Genomic DNA, 21,908 nt, shown 5'->3' with positions numbered 1-21,908 from the left:
CCCTGCCGCCCAAGGCGGCAGATTGCCCAAGGCGGGACGGCACCATCAAGCCCGGGCTGCAAAATCAAGCCCGGGTCGGCACCATCAAGCCCCTCCGGCGATTGAGGCGCGGGGCCCGGGGCGGAGCCCCGATCTTTCAAGCCCCTCCGGCGATTGAGGAGCGGGGTCCGTGGCGGAGCCCCGTGGCGTAGGTGCGGTCGGCCGCTGCCAGGTGGAGGGCCGGATGGCCATTCGCGGACCAACCCGCGTCACCCTCTATGCGGCGCAGCAGAATGCCCTCCCGGATCGCCCACGGACACACCGTGAGCTCACGGATGCCCATGAGCTTCATCGCCGTATGACCGACAAGCGCCCCCGCAAGGGACTGCGACGCCCGAGGCGCGGAAATACCGGGCAGCTCCGCCCGCCGCTCGGCAGGCAGCGCCGCCAACTCGGTGACCGCAAGCCCCAACGACTTACGGCTCAACTGCCGCGGCACAAACGGCCCATGACGCCCCGGAGGGGCCCCGCACAGGCGCGCCAACTGCGTGAACGTACGCGACGTGGCCGCCGCCGTGAGCGGCCCCTCCCAGCGGATCCGCGCCGCGACGTCCCTGAGCTGATGCCGCACATGCCGCCGCAGCGCCTTCACCTCCTGCTCCGTCGGCGCCGCTCCGCCGCCCGGCAGATGCTCGCGCGTCAGCCGCCCCGCCCCGAGCGGCAGCGAGATCGCGAACTCGGGCAGCCGGCCACGCCCGAAGGCGACCTCCAGCGAACCGCCGCCGATGTCGAGGACGCCGAGCGGGCCGGCCCGCCAGCCCATCCACCGCCTTGCGGCGAGGAACGTCAGCTCCGCCTCCACCTCGCCGGGCAGCACCCGGGGCCGCACCCCGGTGCCCTCCTCGACGGCGTCGAGCACCTCGTCCCGGTTCGGCGCGTCCCGGACGATGGCCGTGGCGAAGACGAACGGCTCGTCGCTGCCCCAGCGTTCGGCCTCCGTGACCGCCGTCCGCACCGCGTCGACCAGTCGCTCGACGGCCGCGGGACCCAGTCGCCGGTCGCCGTCCACCAGCTCCGACAGGCGCAGCCGTCGCTTGGCCGTGTGCACCGGCAGCGGTGCGCCGTCGCGGGCGTCCGCGATTGCGAGGCGCACGGTGTTCGAGCCGACATCAACCACACTGATACGCATGATCGACCGAGTACCCCTGTTGGCGGGCGTCAATGCGCGGACGTGTCCGAGGTCATGATCGGCGCGTCCAGTGCCGACACGACCCAACTCCGGGAATCCGCCGGGTCGATCACCGCGTCGATCTCCAGCGCCGCCGCCGCGTTCACCGCCTTCCCGTGTTCGTACATCTCGGCGACCCGCGCCTCGAACGCCCGCTCCCGCTCGGCGCGATCGGTGATCGCCTCCAGTTCGCGGCGGTACCCGAGCCGCACCGCACCCTCCAGGCCCATCCCGCCGAACTCGCCGCTCGGCCAGGCGGCCGTGCCGAGCGGGGCCCGCGTGGAACCGCCCATCATGGCCATCGCCCCGAGCCCGTACGCCTTGCGCAGCACGAGGCAGACCAGGGGGACGGTGAGGCGGGCTCCTGCCACGAACAGGTCCGCGAACTGCCGTACCGTCGCGGTGCGTTCGGACTCCGGACCGACCATGAAACCGGGCGTGTCGCACAGCGAGACGACCGGGAGGCCGAAGGACTCGCACAGCCGGAGGAAGCGCGCCGCCTTGTCCGCGGCGTCCCGGTCTACGGCGCCGCCGAGGTGCGCCGGGTTGTTGGCGACCAGGCCCATCGGCCGGCCCTCGATCCGTACGAGCGCCGTGATGACACCCGTACCGAAGCCGCGGCGCAGTTCGAGCACCGAGTCCGTGTCGGCGAGCCCGTCGATGGCGGTACGGATGTCGTAGGCGCGGCGCCGGTTCTCGGGGATCGCGTGGCGCAGGCGCCGCGGGTCCGGTGACTCCCAACTCGCCTGCGGGCCCTGGAAGTAGGACAGGTAGGCGCGGGCCACGCGGACCGCCTCCGCCTCGTCGGCCACCGGCAGGTCCACCACCCCGTTCGGCACCTGCACCGACAGTGGGCCGATGTCCTCCGGGCGGTGCACGCCGAGGCCGCCGCCCTCGATCATCGCGGGGCCGCCCATGCCGATGTTCGCCTCGGGTGTCGCGATGATGACGTCGCAGCTGCCGAGCAGCGCCGCGTTGCCCGCGAAGCAGCGGCCCGACGCGATGCCGACGAGCGGGACCTTGCCGTTGAGCCGGGCCATTTGATGGAACGTCATGACGTCAAGGCCCGCGATCGACGCGGTGTCGGTGTCGCCGGGCCGGCCACCGCCGCCCTCCGCGAACAGCACGACGGGCAGCCCGCGTTCCTCGGCCAGGTGCAGCATCCGGTCGGTCTTGCGGTGGTTGTTGTGGCCCTGCGTCCCGGCGAGCACCGTGTAGTCGTACGACATCGCGACCGCGGGCGCGCCGCCGATCCGGCCCGTGCCGGTGACCATGCCGTCGGCGGGCGTCGAGCGGATCAGGTCGTCCAGCGGGCGGCGGCGCCGCTGCGCGGCCACCGCGAGCGCGCCGTACTCGGTGAACGTCCCCGGGTCGCACAGGTCCTCGATGTTCTCGCGCGCCGTGCGCAGCCCCTTCGCATGCCGCTTGGCAACCGCTTCGGGGCGGTTCTCGTCGAGACCGAAGGCGTGCCGCTCCACGACCTGAGCGAGGTCGGGGCGGACCGCGTCCAGGTCGATCTCGACGGCCGCGTCCTGCCGCGGTCCTTCCCCCTCCACTAGGTCGAGATGTAGCACTTCGGCGAATTCTGTAACCGTCTCGCCGACCACCACCCCCACCGCCCGTACGATGCCCGCCTGTTCGGCGCGCACGACGTGCTCCATCTTCATGGCCTCGAGGACGAGCAACGTGGCGCCCGCGGTGACGTGTTGACCGGCGACGACGTCGACGGAGACGACCGTGCCGCTCATGGGGGCGACCACCGTGCCCGCTTCCGTCGCGCGTTCGGGCTCGACCGGTGGCGCCAGTTCGGCCAGATGCCGCTGGACGAAGCCCGTGTCGAAGCCGCCCGCCGTGAAACCGGGGTGGTCGAGCAGCCGGGCCAGGAAGGGGATGCCGGTCCGCACACCCTCCACCGTGAACTCGGCGAGCGCCCGCCGCGCCCGCGCGCCCGCCGCCGCGAAGTCACCGGCCGGCGCGTGCGCGACGACCTTGGCGAGGAGGGAGTCGTAGCGCGTGCCGACGTCGGTTCCGGTGCGGACCGCGGTGTCGACGCGGACACCGGGACCCGTCGGCAGGTCGAGGCGCGAAAGCCGCCCCGCCGACGGGCGCACCGCTCCGTCCGGGCCCGTGACCTCCGCGTTCACCCGCAGCTGTACGGCGAAGCCGCGTGGCGCGGGCGGCTCCTCGGTGAGACCGAGGTCGGCCAGGCTCTCGCCCGCCGCGATCCGCAGCTGCGTCGCGACCAGGTCGACTCCTGTCACCTCCTCCGTCACCGTGTGCTCCACCTGGAGGCGCGGGTTGGCCTCCATGAACACGAACTCCTCGCCCCGCACCAGGAATTCGACCGTGCCGACACCTGCGTAGTGGGCTGCCCCGGCCAGGCGCAGGGCGGCGTCGAGGAGCCGGGCGCGCAGGCTCGCGTCGAGGCCCGGCGCCGGGGCGATCTCGACGAGCTTCTGGTGGCGGCGCTGCGCGCTGCAGTCCCGCTCCCACAGATGACTCGCGGTGGCACCGTCGCCGACGATCTGCACCTCAATGTGCCGGGCGCCCTCCCACAGGCGCTCCACATACAACTCGCTGCGGCCGAACGCCTGTTGGGCCTCGGAGGAACACCGCTCCCACGCCTCGTCGAGCTCCGCCGCGTCCCGTACGACCCGCATCCCGCGCCCGCCGCCCCCGCCCACGGCCTTGACCATCACCGGGCCGCCCGCCGCTTCGGCGAGGAACGCCCGCGCCTCCTCCAGCGTGGTGTCACCCTCGGTGCCGGGCAGGACCGGCACCCCGGTCTCGACGGCGAGCGCACGGGCGCGCGCCTTGTCCCCGAACAGGTCGAGCACCTCCGGCGAAGGACCCACGAAGGTGACACCGGCGTCCGCGCACCGCCGGGCGAGCCCCGCGGACTCGCTCAGGAAGCCGTAGCCGGGGTGGAGGTACGTGCAACCGGCCCGGCGCGCGGCCGCGACCAGCGCCTCGGCGTCCAGGTAGCCGCCCGCCGCGAGCGGCACGGCCTCGTCCGCCAAGTGCAGGTGCGCCTCGTCCCCCGGCTCGTGCACGGCCACCGTGCGCAGCCCGAGTTCGGCGGCGGCGCGCAGCACCCGGACGGCGATCTCCCCTCGGTTGGCGACGAGTACGGCGGCAGACCCCATGTGCCCCTCCGGGAATTCGAAGTCGGGTTCGGTACCAGGGTTTCCGGGATTCCGAGGACCCGAGGTTCCGAACGCGGATTCCGTCATGCTCATTGACACTGACGTCAACGTCAATACTCTGGCGCTGTGGCACGCAGTCAGCAGGACAGACCGCCCCGGCGGCAGGAATGGGCGACCCGCACCGCCCGCGACCGGACCGACGCACCGGCGCGCGGACGGCTGCTCGACGCGGCCGAGCAGGTCTTCGCACGGCTCGGCTACGGCCCGGCGACCATCGCCGACATCACGGCTCAGGCCGAGGTGTCACGGGCCGGTTTCTACGTCTACTTCGCGTCCAAGGAAGAGGTCTTCCGGGTGCTCGCGGGGCGCGTACGGGACGCGTTCCTCACCGCTCAGGACGTGCCCGGGGTGGACACCGACGACGTGGCGGCGGTGGCACGCGCCTCCACGGCCGCGTTCATCGCCGCCTACGCCCGGCATCTGCCGCTGCTCGTCCTGCTCGAACAGCAGGCGCGGGGCGACGCCGAGGTGCGTGCCCTGTGGGAGGAGATCCGCGAGCGTCCGGTCCGCCGCGCCGCCCGCTACGTACGCCGGGTCGCGGCCGAGGGCCGGGTGCATCCGGTCGTCGACCCGCTCACCCTGTCCCGTGCCGTCGGCGGCATGAGCATCGAATTCGCCCGGCTCGTCGCCGAGCGGCCGGCCACGTACGACCAGGCGGTCGCCGACGCGACCGTCATGTACCTGCACCTTCTCGGTATCGGAGCAGCACCGCAGCAGTAGGGAGCCGCACGTTGTCCACCGGCACAGCCATCCAGGCCCATCTGCACGACCTGCGCGCCCGCCAGGCCAAGTCCAGGTCCGGCCGTCAACCGTCCGAAACCCGCCATGAGGGAGGGGAGTTGACGCTCCCCGGGCATGTGGCCCGCTGGGCCGTGCTCCATCCGGACCGGCCCGCGATCGTCACGGCGGCGGAGACCCTCAGCTACCGGCAACTCGACGACGAGAGCGCCCGGTTGGCGGGCTGGATGGCCGAACAGGGCGTACGGCCCGGCGACCGCGTCGGCGTCTTCCTGCCGAACGGCGCCCGTTTCGTCGTCGCCCTGCTCGCCGTGCTCCGCATCGGAGCGGTGCACGTGCCGGTGAACCCGATGTTCCGCGCGGCGGAGCTGCGACACGAACTCAACGACGCCGGACCGGAGTTGCTCGTCACGCGGGACGCGCTGCTGCCCGCCATCGACGAGGTGCGCGCCGACACACCCGTACGCACCGTGCTCGCGGACGCCGACTGGCCGCGGGCCGTCGCCCACGCCCGCCACGAGACCATGGCCGACGACCTCGACGCGCTCGCCGCCCTCAACTACACCGGAGGCACCACCGGACTGCCCAAGGGCTGCGAGCACACCCAGCGGCACATGGTGTACACGGCCACCGCCATCGACAACGGCCGCTCAACCACCGACGAGGAGCAGGCGCGCGGCATCGTCTCGGTCTGCTACCTGCCCATCTTCTGGATCGCGGGCGAGAACCTCGGCATCCTCGCCCCGCTCGTCTCCGGCGGCACCAGCATCCTGCTCACCCGATGGAACGCGGCCGAGGTCCTCGACGCCATCGAGACCCACGGCGCGACCACCATGGCCGGCACCGTCGAGAACTACCTCGAACTCCTCGACCACCCCGATTTCGCGCGCCACGACCTGACCAGCCTGTCGAGCCCGCTCACCGTCTCCTTCATCCGCAAGCTCACCCCGGGTGTGCGCGCCCGGTGGAAGGCGGCCGTCGGCGAGCACAGTGTGCTGCGCGAGGCCTCGTACGGCATGACCGAGACACACACCAGTGACACCAACACACTCGGCTTCCAGGACGGCGACCACGATCTGCTGAGCGACCCGGTGTTCTGCGGACTGCCCGTCCCCGGCACGGACTTCATGGTCGTCGACTTCACCACCGGTGAGCCGCTGCCGCTGGGGGAGCGGGGCGAGATCGTGGTCCGCGGCCCGTCCGTGCTGACCAGGTACTGGCGCGCTCCCGAGGCGACCGCGAGCGCGCTGCGGGACGGCTGGCTGCACACCGGGGACATCGGCGCCCTCGACGAAGAGGGCTGCCTGCACTACCTGGGCCGCGACAAGGACATGATCAAGGTGAAGGGCATGAGCGTCTTCCCGACGGAGGTGGAGACACTGCTCGCCCAGCACCCCGACGTGCTGGCCGCCGCGGTCGTCGCCGTCGACGATCCGGAGAGCGGTCAGCGCCCGTACGCGTTCGCGCGCACCGTCCCGGGATCCGCGCTCACCGGGGAGGCGCTGAAGGAGTGGGCGGCCGGGAACATGGCGACGTACAAGGTGCCGGGCGTCGTCGAGATACTCGACGAGCTGCCGCTCACCCCCACCGGGAAGATCAGGAAGACGGAGCTGAGCGCTCGAGCCACTCGCACGCGGCCCGCGCCGTGAACTCCTCCTGACCGCCCTTGAACAGCAGGTCGGCCGTGGTGAACGCCGGGTCGTCCGCCTGCGCCGCGACATACGGCAGCGCGATGCAGCGCATGCCGGCCGCGTGCGCGGCGGCGGCGCCCGGCGCCGCGTCCTCCAGGACCACACAGTGCGAGGCCCGGGTGCCGAGCCGGTGTGCCGCCTCCAGGAACACGTCGGGCGCCGGCTTGCCGTGCTCCACCTCGTCCGCCGACACGTACAGCTGCAAGTGCGTGCCGAGCCCCGTACCGGTGAGGATCGCGTCGATGGCCTCCGGCGAGGAGCCCGACGCGACGATCATCGGCACGCCCGCCGCGCCCAGCCGCTCGACGAAGAGACGCATCTGCGGGAAGACATGGGTGTCGGCGCGCGCGAGCTCCAGATAGCGGGCGTTCATCTCCTCCAGCAGCTCGCCGTCCGGCACGTCGATGCCGTACGTCCGCTTCCAGATGCCGATGGTCTCCAGCGTGGAGATCCCGACGTACGTCTCGTGGTCGGCCCACGTGAAGTCCTTGACGCCCTGGCGGGCCAGGGTGGCGAGGGAGGCCCGGAAGTAGTTCGGCTCGCTGTCGACGAGGGTGCCGTCGAGATCGAAGACGACCGCGGTGTCGCCGAAGTGGTACGAGGGGTGGTTCGCGTCGCTCATGTGACCCAGGATGCAGGACCGGAGTCCACCGATCATCCGCGCGGCTGCCTCGCCGCCTTCCCGATCGACTCGACCAGCGGCAGCAGCCGGTGCGGGACGCGCTCGCGCAGCGCCACCTCCGTGCGGGTGCGGACCACGCCCGGCAGCCGGTTGAGCTGCTGGATCACATCCTCCAGATGCTCGGCGTCGCGCGCCGCGACGCGCGCGAGGAGATCGCCGCCGCCGGTCGTGGAGTACGCCTCGATGATCTCCGGCACGCCCGCGAGCTCGTCCCCGACGTCCCCCAGGTGGCCCTGCGTCGTCTCGATGTGCACGAAGGCGAGCACCGGGTGGCCGAGGGCCGCGGGCGAGAGGGACGGCTGCACGCCGGTGATCACACCGTCCCGCTCCATCCGGTCGACCCGGGCCTGGAGCGTCCCGCGTGCGACTCCGAGGATGCGGGCGTACTCGCGCATGCTGGTTCGCGGCCGCTCGAGGAGCAGGCGGAGGATGCGGGTGTCCAAGTGATCGACTGGCACGTCGCTGACTGTACCAATGGTCCAGTTGGGCGGCATCGGCGTTGCGGTCGCGGGGCTCTGCCCCGGGCCCCGCGCCTCAATCGCCGGCGGGGCTTGAGGGGCCCACCGGGCTTGAACTGGTCGACCCCCGAACCACCAGCTCCGGCATGAACACGAACTCCGTATGCGGCGCCGGCGTCCCCCCGATCTCCTCCAGCACCGTACGAACCGCCGCCTGCCCCATCGCCTGGACCGGCTTACGAATCGTCGTGAGCGGCGGATCCGTGAACGCGATGAGCGGGGAGTCGTCGAACCCGACCACCGAGATGTCGTCCGGCACCTCGAGCCCCCGCTGCCGTGCCGCCCGGATCGCACCGAGCGCCATCATGTCGCTGGCGCACACGATCGCCGTGCAGCCGCGGTCCATCAGGTCGAAGGCCGCGGCCTGCCCACCCTCCAGCGTGTAAAGGGAGTGCTGGACGAGCTCGCGCTCGACGTCGTCGGGCGCGAGCTCGAACCGGTCCCGCATCGCCCGCACGAAGCCCTCGATCTTCCGCTGCACCGGTACGAACCGCTTCGGACCGAGCGCAAGCCCGATCCGCGAGTGGCCGAGCGAGCCGAGGTGAGTGACCGCCAGTTGCATGGCCGCACGGTCGTCCGGCGAGATGAACGGCGCCCGCACCTGCGGCGAGAACCCGTCGACGAGCACGAACGGCACACCCTGCGCCCGCAGTTGCTCGTAGCGCCGCATGTCGGCCGTGGTGTCGGCGTGCAGGCCGGAGACGTAGATGATGCCGGTGACACCACGGTCGACGAGCATCTCCGTAAGCTCGTCCTCCGTCGAGCCGCCGGGGGTCTGCGTCGCGAGGACCGGTGTGTAGCCCTGGCGGGTCAGCGCCTGCCCGATGACCTGGGCGAGCGCCGGGAAGATCGGGTTCTCCAGCTCCGGCGTGATCAGGCCGACGAGTCCCTCGCTGCGCCGGCGAAGGCGTACCGGACGTTCGTAGCCGAGCACGTCGAGCGCGGCGAGAACCGACTGGCGGGTGGCCGCGGCGACGCCCGGCTTGCTGTTGAGGACCCGGCTCACCGTCGCCTCGCTCACCCCCGCCTGCGCCGCGATGTCGGCGAGGCGCGCGGTGGCGGGCGGGCCCTGCGCCGCCTTGCGGGCGGCCTGGGCGGGCAGCTGGGTCATCGCACTCCTTGTGGGGGCCAAGAGCTGGGGGAGCTGGGGCGGGAGTCCCGATGATCCCTGTGACGCCGCCCTGTGGCAAGAGCTTGCAGACCCTTGCAAGGCCTACATAGTGCCATGTAACAGGCGATAACAACCCGCTATCCAGCGGAACTTGGAGGTCACGAACCCGTAACCTCCATCCGTCTCTGCAAAATTTTTCAGCAAAGTCTTTCCTCGGGCTTGCGGCGCTGTTACGTTCACGTCGCTCAGTCGGGCCCAACCCTCTAGGAGATCTCATGCGGCGTGGCATAGCGGCCACCGCGGTGGTGGCGTCCCTCGCACTCGCGGCGACGGCCTGCGGTGGAAGTGACGACAGCGGCGACAAGGCATCGGGCCCGGTCACCATTACCTGGTGGGACACATCGAACGCCACCAACGAGGCACCCACGTACAAGGCGTTGGCCGCGGACTTCACCAAGGCCAACCCGGACATCAAGGTGAAGTACGTCAACGTGCCCTTCGATGACGCCCAGAACAAGTTCGACACGGCGGCCGGTGCCAGCGGCGCCCCCGACGTGCTGCGCGCCGAGGTCGGCTGGACGCCGGCGTTCGCCAAGAAGAGCTACCTGCTGCCGCTCGACGGCACCGAGGCGCTCGCCGACAAGGACAAGTTCCAGGCGTCCCTCATCAAGCAGGCCCAGTTCGACGGCAAGACGTACGGTGTCCCGCTGGTCACCGACACCCTCGCCTTCGTCTACAACAAGGCCCTCTTCAAGAAGGCGGGCATCACCGAGGCGCCCACCACCTGGGATCAGTTGAAGAAGGACGCGGCCAAGGTCAAGGCGGAGACCGGGGCCGACGGCTTCTGGGGCTCCACGGCCGGCTACTACGCCCAGCCGTTCCTGTTCGGCGAGAACACCGACACCGTCGACGCCGAGGGCAAGAAGATCACCATCGGCTCCGCCGAGGCCAAGAAGGGCCTCACCGCCTGGCAGGGCCTGTTCAGCGGCAAGGGCCTGCACAAGGCCGACGCCACCGCGGACGCGTACGCGCACATCCAGGACGCGTTCGTGAACGGCAAGGTCGCCTCGACCATCCAGGGCCCGTGGGAGATCACGAACTTCTACAAGGGTTCGGCGTTCAAGGACAAGAAGAACCTCGGCATCGCCACCGTCCCGGCCGGCTCCGGCGGCAAGCCGGGCGCCCCGACGGGCGGCCACAACCTGTCCGTGTACGCGGGCTCGGACAAGGCCCACCAGGAGGCCTCGCTCAAGTTCGTGAAGTGGATGACGTCGGCGAAGACGCAGGAGCAGACCGCCCTGAAGAACTCGACGCTGCCCACCCGCGAGGACGCGTTCACCGCGAAGGTCACCGCCGACCCCGGCATCGCCGGCTACCAGAAGGTGCTCGACGCGGCCCGGCCCCGCCCCGAGCTGCCGGAGTACAGCTCGCTGTGGACGCCGATGGACCAGGAGCTGCCGAAGGTCGCCACCGGCAAGGAGTCGCTCGACCAGGGCATCAAGGGCCTGGAGACCTCGTTCGCCAAGCTGCTGCCCAGCTTCTCCAAGTGACCTGGTGACACTGCCGGTTCGCGCCCCGGAGGGGAGGGCGCGAACCGGCACAGCCTTGCCGCAGACCGACATCAGGCAGCCCGATTCAGAAGGTGCCCGCATGACCCTTGCCGTCGACCGCCCGGCCGCGAAGAAGCCCGCGCCGCGCCCAGGCCCGATCCGGCGCTTCAAGGACTCGTACCGCAGGTACTGGTACGCGTACGCGATGATCGCCCCGGTCGTCGTCGTCCTCGGCGTCCTCGTCGTCTACCCCCTGGTACGCGGCTTCTACCTGACGCTCACGAACGCCAACAGCCTCAACTCGGCCCGCACCATCGGCGTCAACCAGATCGAGGCCACCTACGAGTTCGTCGGCCTCGACAACTACGCCGACATCCTGTGGGGCCCCTCCTCGTACGACCGCTTCTGGTCGCACTTCGTGTGGACCGTCGCGTGGACGGCGATCTGTGTGGCCCTGCACTACTGCATCGGGCTCGGTCTCGCGCTGCTCCTCAACGAGAAGTTGCGCGGACGCACCTTCTACCGGCTGATGCTGATCCTGCCGTGGGCCGTGCCGACCTTCGTCACCGTCTTCGCGTGGCGCATCATGCTCGCCGACTCCGGGATCATCAACGCGAGTCTCGGCACCCTGCACATGCCGCAACCGCAGTGGCTGGAGGATCCGACGTTCCAGCGGATCTCCGCGGTCCTCGTCAACACGTGGTGCGGCGTGCCGTTCATGATGATCTCGCTGCTCGGCGGCCTCCAGTCCATCGACGCGTCGCTGTACGAGGCCGCGGAGATGGACGGCGCCAACGCCTGGCAGCGCTTCCGGCACATCACGCTGCCGGGCCTCAGGCCGGTCAGCTCGACCGTCGTCCTTCTCGGCATCATCTGGACGTTCAACCAGTTCGCGATCATCTTCCTGCTCTTCGGCAACACGGCACCGGACGCACAGATCCTCGTCACCTGGGCCTACCGGCTCGGCTTCGGGCAACAGCCGCGCGACTTCGCGCAGTCCGCCGCGTACGGCGTGCTCCTCCTGTCGATCCTCACCGTGTTCACGTCCTTCTACTACCGCTGGTTGAAGCGCAATGAGCAGCTCGCCGTCTGACGCCGCAGGAGCCCCCATCATGAGCACTACGACCACCAGCTCCGCGTCACGTGCCCCCGCGGGGCGCCCCGCGACCGAGGCCGCTCCCGCGAAGACCCCGCGCGTACGCGGGCGCGGCGAGCGCGGCCCGCTCGCGAAGGCCCTCACCCACGGCGTCCTCGCCGTGGCGAGCCTCGTCGCGCTGTTCCCCGTCGTCTGGCTGACGTATCTGTCCCTTGGCCCCGACAAGGACGACTACCTTCACCCGGGCAACATCGCGAGCAAGGCGACCCTCGACAACTACAGTTACGTCCTGGAGCACACCCAGTTCTTCCACTGGGCGGCGTCGACGCTGATCGTGGCGCTCGGCACCACGCTCGTCGGCGTGCTGTTCGCGGCGACGACCGGCTACGCCGTCTCCCGGATGCGCTTTCCCGGCTACCGCCCGCTGATGTGGGTGCTGCTGCTCACGCAGGCCTTCCCGATCGCCGTGCTGATCGTGCCGATCTACGAGATCTTCTCCCGGCTCGGTCTGATCGACACCTACCAGGGCCTCATCCTCATCAACTGCACGACGATCGTGCCGTACTGCACCTGGCTGCTGAAGGGCTACTTCGACACCATCCCCGCAGAGATCGACGAGGCGGGCCGGATCGACGGGCTCAGCCCGTTCGGCACCTTCTGGCGGCTCATCCTGCCGCTCGCGAAGCCGGGCATCGCGGTCGCCGCGTTCTACGCCTTCATCACGGCGTTCGCCGAGGTCGCCTTCGCCAACACCTTCATGCTCAGCGACACCAAGTACACCTTCGCGATCGGCCTGTCGAGCTTCGTCAGCGAACACGACGCGCAGTGGAACCTGATGGCCGCGACCGCGGTGTTGATCGCCATCCCTGTGACCGCTTTCTTCTACCTTGTCCAGAAGCACCTGGTCACCGGCCTGACCGCCGGCGGAACCAAGGGCTGAACCCGGCTACGCAGCAAGGACATCATGAGCCAGCACTCCACGGACCAGCCGGTGGCGGCCGCCACCACGACCCGAGAGACCTCCGACTGGTGGCGGGACGCGGTCATCTACCAGGTCTATCCGCGCAGCTTCGCGGACAGCGACGGCGACGGCACGGGTGACCTCGAAGGCATCCGCCGACGCCTGCCGCACTTGCGCGAGTTGGGCGTCGACGCGGTGTGGCTGTCCCCGTTCTACGCCTCGCCGCAGGCCGACGGCGGCTACGACGTCGCCGACTACCGGGCCGTCGACCCGATGTACGGCACACTGCTCGACGCCGACGGGGTGATCCGTGACGCGCACGCCCTCGACCTGCGCATCATCGTCGACCTGGTCCCCAACCACTCCTCCGACCAGCACGAGTGGTTCAAGCGCGCGGTCGCGGAAGGACCGGGCTCCCCGCTCCGCGACCGCTACCACTTCCGCCCCGGCAAGGGCGCGGGCGGCGAACTCCCGCCCAACGACTGGGAGTCCATCTTCGGCGGCCCCGCCTGGACCCGGCTCCCCGACGGCGAGTGGTACCTGCACCTCTTCGCCCCGGAGCAGCCCGACCTCAACTGGGAACACCCGGCGGTCGCCGACGAGTTCCGCTCCATCCTGCGCTTCTGGCTCGACATGGGCGTCGACGGCTTCCGCGTCGACGTCGCCCACGGCCTCGTCAAGGCGGAGGGGCTGCCGGACCTCGGCGGCGGCGAACAGCTGAAGCTCCTCGGCAATGACGTCATGCCGTTCTTCGACCAGGACGGCGTCCACGACATCTACCGCTCGTGGCGCACGATCCTCGACGAGTACGACAGCGATCGCATCTTCGTGGCCGAGGCCTGGACGCCGACCGTCGAGCGCACCGCGAACTACGTGCGCCCCGACGAACTCCACCAGGCCTTCAACTTCCAGTACCTGGGCGCCCCTTGGGATGCCGAGGGGCTGCGCGAGATCATCGACAGCTCACTCGACGCGATGCGTCCGGTCGGCGCCCCGGCGACCTGGGTGCTGTCCAATCACGACGTCACCCGGCACGCCACCCGCTACGCCAACCCGCCCGGCGGCACCCAGATCCGCACCCCCGGCGACCGCGAACTCGGCCTGCGCCGCGCCCGCGCCGCCACCCTCCTGATGCTCGCCCTGCCCGGCTCGGCGTACATCTACCAGGGCGAGGAACTCGGCCTCCCTGATGTCACCGACCTCCCCGACGAGGTCCGCCAGGACCCCTCGTACTTCCGCGCCGAGGGCCAGGACGGCTTCCGCGACGGCTGCCGGGTGCCGATCCCGTGGACCCGCACGGGACCCTCGTACGGCTTCGGTGACGGCGGCAGCTGGCTCCCGCAGCCGGACACCTGGGGCGAGTTGAGCGTCGAGGCGCAGACCGGCGACCCGGAGTCGACCCTGGAGATGTACCGCTCGGCGCTCGCACTGCGCCGCACCACGCCGGGCCTCGGCGCCGGCGACGGTGTGAAGTGGCACGGGGACGCCCCGCAGGGTGTGCTCCACTTCGAGCGCCCCGGCTTCGCCTGCACGGTCAACACGACGGACACGGCGGTGCGCCTCCCGGCACCCGGCACGGTACTGCTCGCCTCGGAGCCGGTGACGGTGCCCGACGGAGCCATCGACCTGCCGGCGGACACGACGGTGTGGTGGGAGATCGCCTGACCTCAGGCACGGCAACGGTATGGGGCGGGGCCCGTCGGGCCCCGCCCCTTCGGCATAGGCTCCCGGCTGTGAGGTCACAGCGGAGGGTCGTGCGGATCGTGCTGTGGGCGCTGGTACTCGTCGCGTTCGCACTGCCACTGAGGCACGGGCTACTGGCGACACGTGCGTACGTGGACGGGTACTGGGCGACGGCGAATCAGATCGGCGAGTCGAACACCAGCGAGACGTTCGCCTGGAAGACACCACGCGGCGAGGCCGTGCACGGATTCGTGCACGGCCTCGGGGAGCAGGGGTACTTCGACGAGGCGCTCGAAGACGGGCAGCAAATGGGTCCGCTGCGCGTCTGGGTCTCCGCCTCCGGCTCGGCACACGTCGACGAGGCACCACCCGAGAACGCGATGGTGTTCGGCTACGGTGCCGCGCTCGCCGTCGCGGGCGCGACCGCCTACGTGCTGTGGGCGATGCGGCGCGCCCGCGACCCGCGCTGAGCGACTACGCGGTGTGGAAGGCCACCGCGCCCTTCGCGGGCACCGTGAGTTCCGCCTTGCCGCCGGAGACCGTCACCGAGCCTTCGCCGAGGGCGTTGTCGTACGTGCCGTCGGCCAGGCTCGTCGTGTACGTGTGTGTGCTGTCGGACGACGTGTTGTTGATCGCGACGAAGCCGACGTCGCCGCGCCCGAAGCCGATCACGTTCGACGCGGGTGACTGCCAGTCCGTCACGTCCTTGCCGGCCGCCGCGTTGTGCCAGCCCACCATCCCGGTGATGGCCTCGTCCCGGTCGAGGCAGGACCAGGCGCCCGAGCAGTCGGTGTCGGTGACGGCGCCACTGCCGTCGTTCGGCGGCGCCGCGTCGCTCTGGTCGAACTTCCAGGCGGCGTAGACCGAGGGCCGCCCGTAGCCGCGCGCCAGCTGGAAGACGTTGGCGAGGGTGGCGGTCGCGCCGTCCTTGTAGCTGAGCGTGTAGCCGTTGCGTTCGGTGTCGTGGTTGGTGACGAAGGTGTTGGAGTTCGCCTCGTCCGCGAGCCCCGAACCGCCGCCCAGCGATTCGAGGTTGGCGATGTCACCGCCGCCGAACGACGACTTCATGGTGGCGGCGTAGCCAAAGTCGAGGACGTCCCCGTTGGCGTAGTAGTCCCCGAGCGCGGGCGGGTTGCCCGGGTAGACCTCCTGTGTGATGTAGGGGGCGTCGCCCGATGTCGTCGTGTGCAGGGCGCCCACGATCGCGTTCATGTCCCCCGTGGGGATGTGCTTGGCGGCGTCGACACGGAACCCGTCGACGCCCAGGTCGATCTGCTTGTTGAGGAAGCCCGTGATCTTCTCGCGGACGCCCGACTCGGCTGTGTCGAGGTCGGGCATGCCGAGCAGTTCGCAGTTCTGGACCTCTTGCTGGTCCGACCAGTTGGCGATGGTCTTGGTGCAGTTGTCGCTGTCGGCCGGGTCGTAGTCCGGGGTGTCGTACTTGTTGGAGATGGTGGTGCCCGCGTAGCCGGTCCCGGTCTGCGCCGCCGTGTGGTTGATGACGGCGTCGGTGTAGACCTCGATGCCGGCGCCGTGGCAGGTGTCGACCATGTCCTTGAAGGCGCTCTCGTTGCCGAAGCGGCTGTCGAGCTTGTACGAGTACGGCTGGTAGACGTCCCACCAGTAGAGGTCGGCCTGCTTGAGGGACTCCTCGGGAGGGGCGACCTGGACGGCGCCGTAGCCCGCCGGGTCGAGGGTGTCGGTGCACTCCTTGGCGACCGACGCCCAGTTCCACTGCCACAGGTTGGCGATGACATCACCGTTGGGTGTGCCGGTGTCGGCGGCCTGTGCCGTCGGGGCGGGCAGGGACGCCATGCCGCCGAGGGTGAGGGCGCCGAGCGCCATCGCGGTGACGGTACGACGGCGCCGACGAGGGCTTTTGGGGGTGAGGGATGTGTCGTGCTGCATGTGCGGCTCCTGAATGTGGGGTTCTGGTGGCGCGTCGTGAGCGTGGGGCAGGCGAGTACGCCCCGTCAATGGGCAGTTGAAAATTCTTGCTACTTCTTTCGCAACTCTTGCAGTCGCGTTACGGCAGGCGTTAACGTCACGCGGCGGACCGGCCCGACCTCCCCACGCGCGCGGCCGGTCCGCCCCAACACACCGCATCCCGCGAGGAGTTCCCGACGTGAGCCGCAGTCCGTTTCGCGTACCGCACAGACGCGCCGCCGCGTACACCGCGGCCGCCGCCCTCCTCGTCACACTCGCCCAGCCGCTGGCCGCCCGCGCCGCCGCGCCTGCGGCCCCGCCCTCCGACGCGAAGCTCGCGGCCGAGCAGGACCGCCACGACCTCACCCGCGAGCAGTACTACTTCGTGCTTCCGGACCGCTTCGCGAACGGTGACAGCGGCAACGACAAGGGCGGCCTGACCGGTTCACGCCTCGCGACCGGCTACGACCCGACGGACAAGGGCTTCTACCAGGGCGGCGACCTCAAGGGCCTGACGAACCGGCTCGACTACATCAAGGACCTCGGGACGACCTCGATATGGCTGGCCCCGATCTTCAAGAACAAGCCCGTGCAGGGCGAGGGCAAGGACGCTTCGGCCGGCTACCACGGCTACTGGATCACCGACTTCACGCAGGTCGACCCGCACTTCGGCAGCAACGCCGACCTCAAGAAGCTGATCTCCAAGGCCCACGGCAAGGGCATGAAGGTCTTCTTCGACGTCATCACCAACCACACCGCCGACACGGTCGACTACGCCGAGAAGAAGTACGGCTACCGGTCCAAGGGTGCCTACCCGTACCTCGACACCAAGGGCCGCCCCTTCGACGACAGCAAGGGTGTGAGGGCGAAGGTCGACGCCGACTCCTTCCCGTACACGCCGAAGAACACGGGCGAGATGGTGCCGTCGTGGCTGAACGACCCGACGATGTACCACAACCGGGGCGACTCCACCTGGGAGGGCGAGTCCACGATCTACGGCGACTTCTCCGGCCTCGACGACCTGTGGACCGAACGGCCCGAGGTCGTCTCCGGCATGGAGAAGATCTACGAGAAGTGGGTGCGTGACTTCGCCGTCGACGGCTTCCGCATCGACACCACCAAGCACGTGAACATGGACTTCTGGACGCAGTGGGCCACGGCGCTCGACAAGTACGCCGCCGCGCACGGCCGCAAGGACTTCTTCATGTTCGGCGAGGTCTACTCGGCCGACACCGACGTGACCTCCCCGTACGTCACCCAGGGCCGCCTCGACGCGACGCTCGACTTCCCGTTCCAGGACGCGGCCCGCGCCTACGCCTCGCAGGGCGCGAGCGCCGACAAGCTCGCCAAGGTCTTCGCCGACGACTACAAGTACGCCACCGACAAGGCGAACGCGTACGAGCAGGTCACGTTCCTCGGCAACCACGACATGGGCCGCTTCGGCACCTTCCTGAAGGCCGACAACCCGAAGGCCTCCGACACGGAACTCCTCCAACGCGACAAGCTCGCCAACGAGTTGATGTTCCTCTCGCGCGGCAACCCCGTCGTCTACTACGGCGACGAGCAGGGCTTCACCGGCGCGGGCGGCGACAAGGACGCCCGGCAGACCATGTTCGGCTCGAAGGCCGCCGACTACCTCGACGACGACGAACTCGGCACCGATCGCACGCACGCCGACGCCGCGTACGACACCAAGCACCCGCTGTTCACGTCCATCGCCGCACTGTCGAAGCTCCGCAAGGACAACCCGGCCCTCGCCGACGGAGCCCAGAAGGAGCTGTACGCGAAGGACTCCGTGTACGCCTTCTCGCGCACCGGCGACGACGACCGCGAGTACGTCGTGGCCGTGAACAACGCGAGCGAGGCGAAGACGGTCGAACTGCCGGTCGAGTCCGCGAAGTTCCGCGCCCTGTACGGGGGTTCGGGCGCACTCAAGGCGTCCGACGGTCGGGTGAAGGTCACCGTGCCCGCCCTGTCCTCGCTCGTCCTGCGCGCCGATGGCAAGCTCCCGGCTCCGGCCGCGAAGCCCGCGCTGTCCCTCAAGGCCCCCGCCGCCGGAGCCACCGGCACGGTCACCCTCTCCGCCGACCCCGGCGCCACGGCCTCGGCCGGCGTCGTCTTCGCGGCTCAGGTGGGCGACGGCAAGTGGCGCACGCTCGGCTCCGTCGACCACGCCCCGTACAAGATCACGCAGCGTGTCCCGGAGGATGTGGCCGCCGGAACGACCCTGCGGTACAAGGCAGTTGTGGTGGACCGCGCCGGACGCACCGCGAGCGCCCTCGCCGACACGACGGCGGGGCAGGCGCCCGCGCCCGAGAAGCCCACGGCCGTGGACCGCGACTACGCCGTCGTCCACTACAAGCGTGCCGACGGCGACTACGACGACTGGCACCTCACGTCCGGTGACACCTCGGCGGAGTTCGTGGGCCGGGACGCCTACGGAGCCTTCGCCTGGGTGAAGGTGCCGGACGGCGCGAGTTCGGTGCCGTACACGATCGAGAAGTCCGGCACGGTCGACGGGCCGCAGCGCACCGTCGACCTCGGGAAGACCGGCGAGGTCTGGGTCGAGCAGGGCAAGGACGGCCAGTCCGCGACCAGGCCCGACGGTGTGTACCCGCCGCAGGACGCCAAGAAGGCCGTCATCCACGTGCACCGCCCCGACGGCGACTACGAGGGCTGGGGCCTGCACACCTGGACCGGCGCCGCGAACCCCACCGACTGGTCGAAGCCGCTGCAACCCACCGGCAAGGACGCGTACGGCGTGACCTTCGAGGTGCCGCTCGCCGACGGTGCGACCTCGCTGAGCTACATCCTGCACAAGGGCGACGAGAAGGACATCGCCACCGACCGCTCCCTCGACTTCGCCACATATGGCAAGGAGGCGTGGCTCAACTCAGGAGACACCAACTACCTCCTGCCGTCCGCCGGTTCGGGAGCGGACCTCGACCTGTCGAAGGCCGAGGCGCAGTGGATCGACGCCGACACCGTCGTCTGGAAGGTGAAGGCCACCGCCGCCACCAGCCAGCAACTGGTGTACGCGCCGGAGGGAGGTGTCACGGTGAAGGACGGCGCCCTGAGTGACGAGGGGCAGTGGCTGCGCCTGAACCCCGGCGGCCTCACCGACGCACAGAAAACCAAGTACCCGCACCTCAAGGACTACCCGGCGTTCACCGTCGACCCGCGCGACCGCGACCGGGTGCGTGACGCGCTGCGCGGCCAGCTCATCGCCACGCAACGGGCGGCGAACGGGGCACTGCTCGCGGCGACCGGCGTGCAGACGGCGGGTGTTCTCGACGCCACGTACGCGGACGCCGCCCAGAAGGCGTCCCTCGGCCCGGTGTTCAAGAACGGCAAGGTGACCCTGTCGGTGTGGGCGCCCACCGCCCGTGAGGTGTCCCTCGAACTCGCCGGCAAGACCGTGCCCATGCGCCGCGACGACGCGAGCGGCACCTGGTCGGCGACCGGGTCCGCGGCCGCGTGGCGCGGCAAGGAGTACCGGTACGCCGTGCGGGTGTGGGCGCCCAGCGTCCAGAAACTCGTCACGAACAAGGTCACCGACCCGTACTCCGTGGCCCTCACGGCCAACTCGGAGCGCAGCCTCGTCGTCGACCTCGGCGACAAGTCCCTTGCCCCGAAGGGCTGGTCGGGCCTGGCAAAGCCCAAGGCCGTCCCCATGAAGGCCGCGCAGATCCAGGAACTCCACGTCCGGGACTTCTCGGTCGAGGACGAGACGACACCGGCGAAGGACCGAGGCACGTACAACGCCTTCACCGACAAGAGCACCGACGGCTCGAAGCACCTGCGCGCCCTCGCGAAGTCCGGCACTTCCTACGTGCACCTGCTGCCGGCCTTCGACATCGCGACGATCCCCGAGAAGAAATCCGAACAGGCCACGCCCGACTGCGACTTGAAGGCATCGGCACCTGACAGCGATCAGCAGCAGGAGTGCGTCGGCAAGGCAGCCGGCAAGGACGCCTACAACTGGGGCTACGACCCGTACCACTACACGGTCCCCGAGGGCTCCTACGCGAGCGACCCGGACGGCACCGGGCGCACCGTCGAGTTCCGCAAGATGGTCAAGTCCCTGAACGAGGACGGCCTGCGGGTCGTCATGGACGTCGTCTACAACCACACGGCGTCCGCGGGACAGGACAAGACATCGGTCCTGGACAGGATCGTGCCCGGCTACTACCAGCGGCTCATGGCCGACGGCTCCGTGGCGAACTCCACGTGCTGCTCCAACACGGCGACCGAGAACACGATGATGGGCAAGCTGGTCGTCGACTCGATCGTGACCTGGGCGCGCGAGTACAAGGTCGACGGCTTCCGCTTCGACCTGATGGGACACCACCCGAAGGCCAACATCCTGGCCGTCCGCAAGGCCCTCGACGCGCTGACACTCGCCAAGGACGGCGTCGACGGCAAGAAGATCATCCTCTACGGGGAGGGCTGGAACTTCGGCGAGATCGCCGACGACGCCCGCTTCGTGCAGGCCACGCAGAAGAACATGGCGGGCACCGGCATCGCCACGTTCTCCGACCGGGCGCGGGACGCGGTGCGCGGCGGCTCGCCGTTCGACGAGGACCCGGGTGTGCAGGGCTTCGCGTCCGGCCTCTACACCGACCCCAACTCCTCGAAGAACAACGGCACTTCGGCCGAGCAGAAGGTGCGGCTGCTGCACTACCAGGACCTCATCAAGGTGGGTCTGTCGGGGAGCCTGGCGGACTACAAGTTCACGGACACCGGAGGGCGTACGGTCAAGGGCTCCGACGTCGACTACAACGGCGCGCCCGCCGGCTACGCGGACGCCCCGGGTGACGCCCTCGCCTACGCCGACGCGCACGACAACGAGTCCCTGTACGACACGTTGACGTACAAGCTGCCCGCGACGACGACCGCTGCGAACCGCTCCCGGATGCAGGTTCTCGCGATGGCGACGGCGGCCCTCTCCCAGGGCCCGGCGCTCTCGCAGGCGGGCACCGACCTGCTGCGGTCGAAGTCCCTCGACCGCAACTCGTTCGACAGCGGCGACTGGTTCAACGCGATCCACTGGGACTGCCGCGCGGGCAACGGCTTCGGCCGCGGCCTGCCGATGGCCGCCGATAACGAGCCCAAGTGGCCTTACGCGAAGCCCCTGTTGGCGTCGGTGAAGGTGCCGGGCTGCGCGGAGATGGAGGGGACCTCCGCCGCGTACCAGGACCTGCTGAAGATCCGCACCACCGATCCGGACTTCCAGCTCTCGACGGCGGCCGAGGTCCAGAAGGCGCTCTCCTTCCCGCTCTCCGGCAAGGACGAGACACCGGGCGTCATCACGATGCGGCTCGGCGACCTGGTGATCGTGTTCAACGCGACACCGCAGCGGCAGAAGCAGACGGTCGACGGTGCCGCCGGGACCGGATTCCGCCTGCATCCGGTGCAGGCCGGTGGCGCGGACGACGCGGTGAAGTCGGCGTCGTACACGCGGAGTTCAGGAACCTTCACGGTCCCCGGACGTACGGTCGCCGTGTTCAGCCGCGGATGACTGTCCGACGCGTCCCGC

The 21,908-nt window shown here is 70.0% G+C and carries 14 protein-coding genes; 8 read left to right on the top strand and 6 right to left on the bottom strand.

Features of this window, described 5'->3' with window-relative positions:
* Positions 1–136: 136 nt before the first annotated feature.
* On the bottom strand, positions 137–1,168 hold the full coding sequence (locus ABT004_RS02675; protein WP_351330996.1) for a Ppx/GppA family phosphatase: 1,032 nt from the start codon (positions 1,166–1,168) through the stop codon (positions 137–139).
* Between the two features lie 29 nt (positions 1,169–1,197).
* Positions 1,198–4,353: a carboxyl transferase domain-containing protein gene (locus ABT004_RS02670; RefSeq protein ID WP_351330995.1), complete on the bottom strand. Its 3,156-nt coding sequence runs from the start codon at positions 4,351–4,353 to the stop codon at positions 1,198–1,200.
* 126 nt (positions 4,354–4,479) lie between these two features.
* Here ABT004_RS02670 and ABT004_RS02665 point away from each other — a divergent pair, with 126 nt between their 5' ends.
* Positions 4,480–5,133, top strand: coding sequence for a TetR/AcrR family transcriptional regulator (locus tag ABT004_RS02665; RefSeq protein ID WP_351330994.1), 654 nt, complete (start codon positions 4,480–4,482; stop codon positions 5,131–5,133).
* 11 nt (positions 5,134–5,144) lie between these two features.
* Positions 5,145–6,800, top strand: a complete 1,656-nt coding sequence (locus tag ABT004_RS02660) for an AMP-binding protein (RefSeq protein WP_351330993.1) — start codon at positions 5,145–5,147, stop codon at positions 6,798–6,800.
* Here the strand turns inward: ABT004_RS02660 and ABT004_RS02655 are convergent.
* The 3 genes from ABT004_RS02655 to ABT004_RS02645 all read right to left on the bottom strand — a co-directional run bounded on the left by ABT004_RS02655 (position 6,748) and on the right by ABT004_RS02645 (position 9,153).
* Positions 6,748–7,464, bottom strand: coding sequence for an HAD family hydrolase (locus tag ABT004_RS02655; protein WP_351330992.1), 717 nt, complete (start codon positions 7,462–7,464; stop codon positions 6,748–6,750). The genes ABT004_RS02660 and ABT004_RS02655 overlap by 53 nt on opposite strands.
* 32 nt (positions 7,465–7,496) lie before the next feature.
* Positions 7,497–7,982, bottom strand: coding sequence for an Lrp/AsnC family transcriptional regulator (locus ABT004_RS02650; protein ID WP_351330991.1), 486 nt, complete (start codon positions 7,980–7,982; stop codon positions 7,497–7,499).
* A 76-nt stretch (positions 7,983–8,058) separates the two neighbouring features.
* Positions 8,059–9,153 (bottom strand): LacI family DNA-binding transcriptional regulator, encoded by a 1,095-nt coding sequence (locus tag ABT004_RS02645; RefSeq protein WP_351330990.1) that lies wholly within the window; start codon positions 9,151–9,153, stop codon positions 8,059–8,061.
* Positions 9,154–9,428: 275 nt separating this feature from the next.
* On the opposite strand from ABT004_RS02645, the gene ABT004_RS02640 reads away from it, so the two are divergent.
* From ABT004_RS02640 to ABT004_RS02620, 5 genes are all read left to right on the top strand, one after another.
* The gene (locus ABT004_RS02640; RefSeq protein ID WP_351330989.1) at positions 9,429–10,703 is read left to right on the top strand and encodes an extracellular solute-binding protein; all 1,275 of its coding nucleotides are present in this window, start codon (positions 9,429–9,431) and stop codon (positions 10,701–10,703) included.
* 100 nt (positions 10,704–10,803) lie between these two features.
* The gene (locus ABT004_RS02635; protein ID WP_351330988.1) at positions 10,804–11,796 is read left to right on the top strand and encodes a carbohydrate ABC transporter permease; all 993 of its coding nucleotides are present in this window, start codon (positions 10,804–10,806) and stop codon (positions 11,794–11,796) included.
* A gap of 19 nt (positions 11,797–11,815) precedes the next feature.
* Entirely contained in the window at positions 11,816–12,739 is a 924-nt protein-coding gene (locus tag ABT004_RS02630; RefSeq protein ID WP_351330987.1) for a sugar ABC transporter permease, read from the top strand.
* Positions 12,740–12,763: 24 nt separating this feature from the next.
* A complete protein-coding gene (locus tag ABT004_RS02625; protein WP_351330986.1) occupies positions 12,764–14,425 on the top strand; it encodes a glycoside hydrolase family 13 protein in 1,662 nt (553 codons plus the stop codon).
* 68 nt (positions 14,426–14,493) lie between these two features.
* On the top strand, positions 14,494–14,913 hold the full coding sequence (locus ABT004_RS02620) for a hypothetical protein (RefSeq protein ID WP_351330985.1): 420 nt from the start codon (positions 14,494–14,496) through the stop codon (positions 14,911–14,913).
* A gap of 4 nt (positions 14,914–14,917) precedes the next feature.
* Here the strand turns inward: ABT004_RS02620 and ABT004_RS02615 are convergent, their stop codons facing one another.
* Positions 14,918–16,351, bottom strand: coding sequence for an alpha-amylase (locus ABT004_RS02615; protein WP_351330984.1), 1,434 nt, complete (start codon positions 16,349–16,351; stop codon positions 14,918–14,920).
* 217 nt (positions 16,352–16,568) lie between these two features.
* Between ABT004_RS02615 and pulA the strand changes: the two genes are divergently transcribed.
* Entirely contained in the window at positions 16,569–21,890 is a 5,322-nt protein-coding gene (pulA, locus tag ABT004_RS02610; protein WP_502966952.1) for a pullulanase-type alpha-1,6-glucosidase, read from the top strand.
* The last annotated feature ends 18 nt before the right edge of the window (positions 21,891–21,908 follow it).

Source organism: Streptomyces sp. NPDC002790 (assembly GCF_040295505.1).
GTDB lineage: Bacteria > Actinomycetota > Actinomycetes > Streptomycetales > Streptomycetaceae > Streptomyces.
The sequence above is the reverse complement of the archived record's forward strand: the minus strand, read 5'-3'. Positions and strand labels throughout refer to the sequence as shown.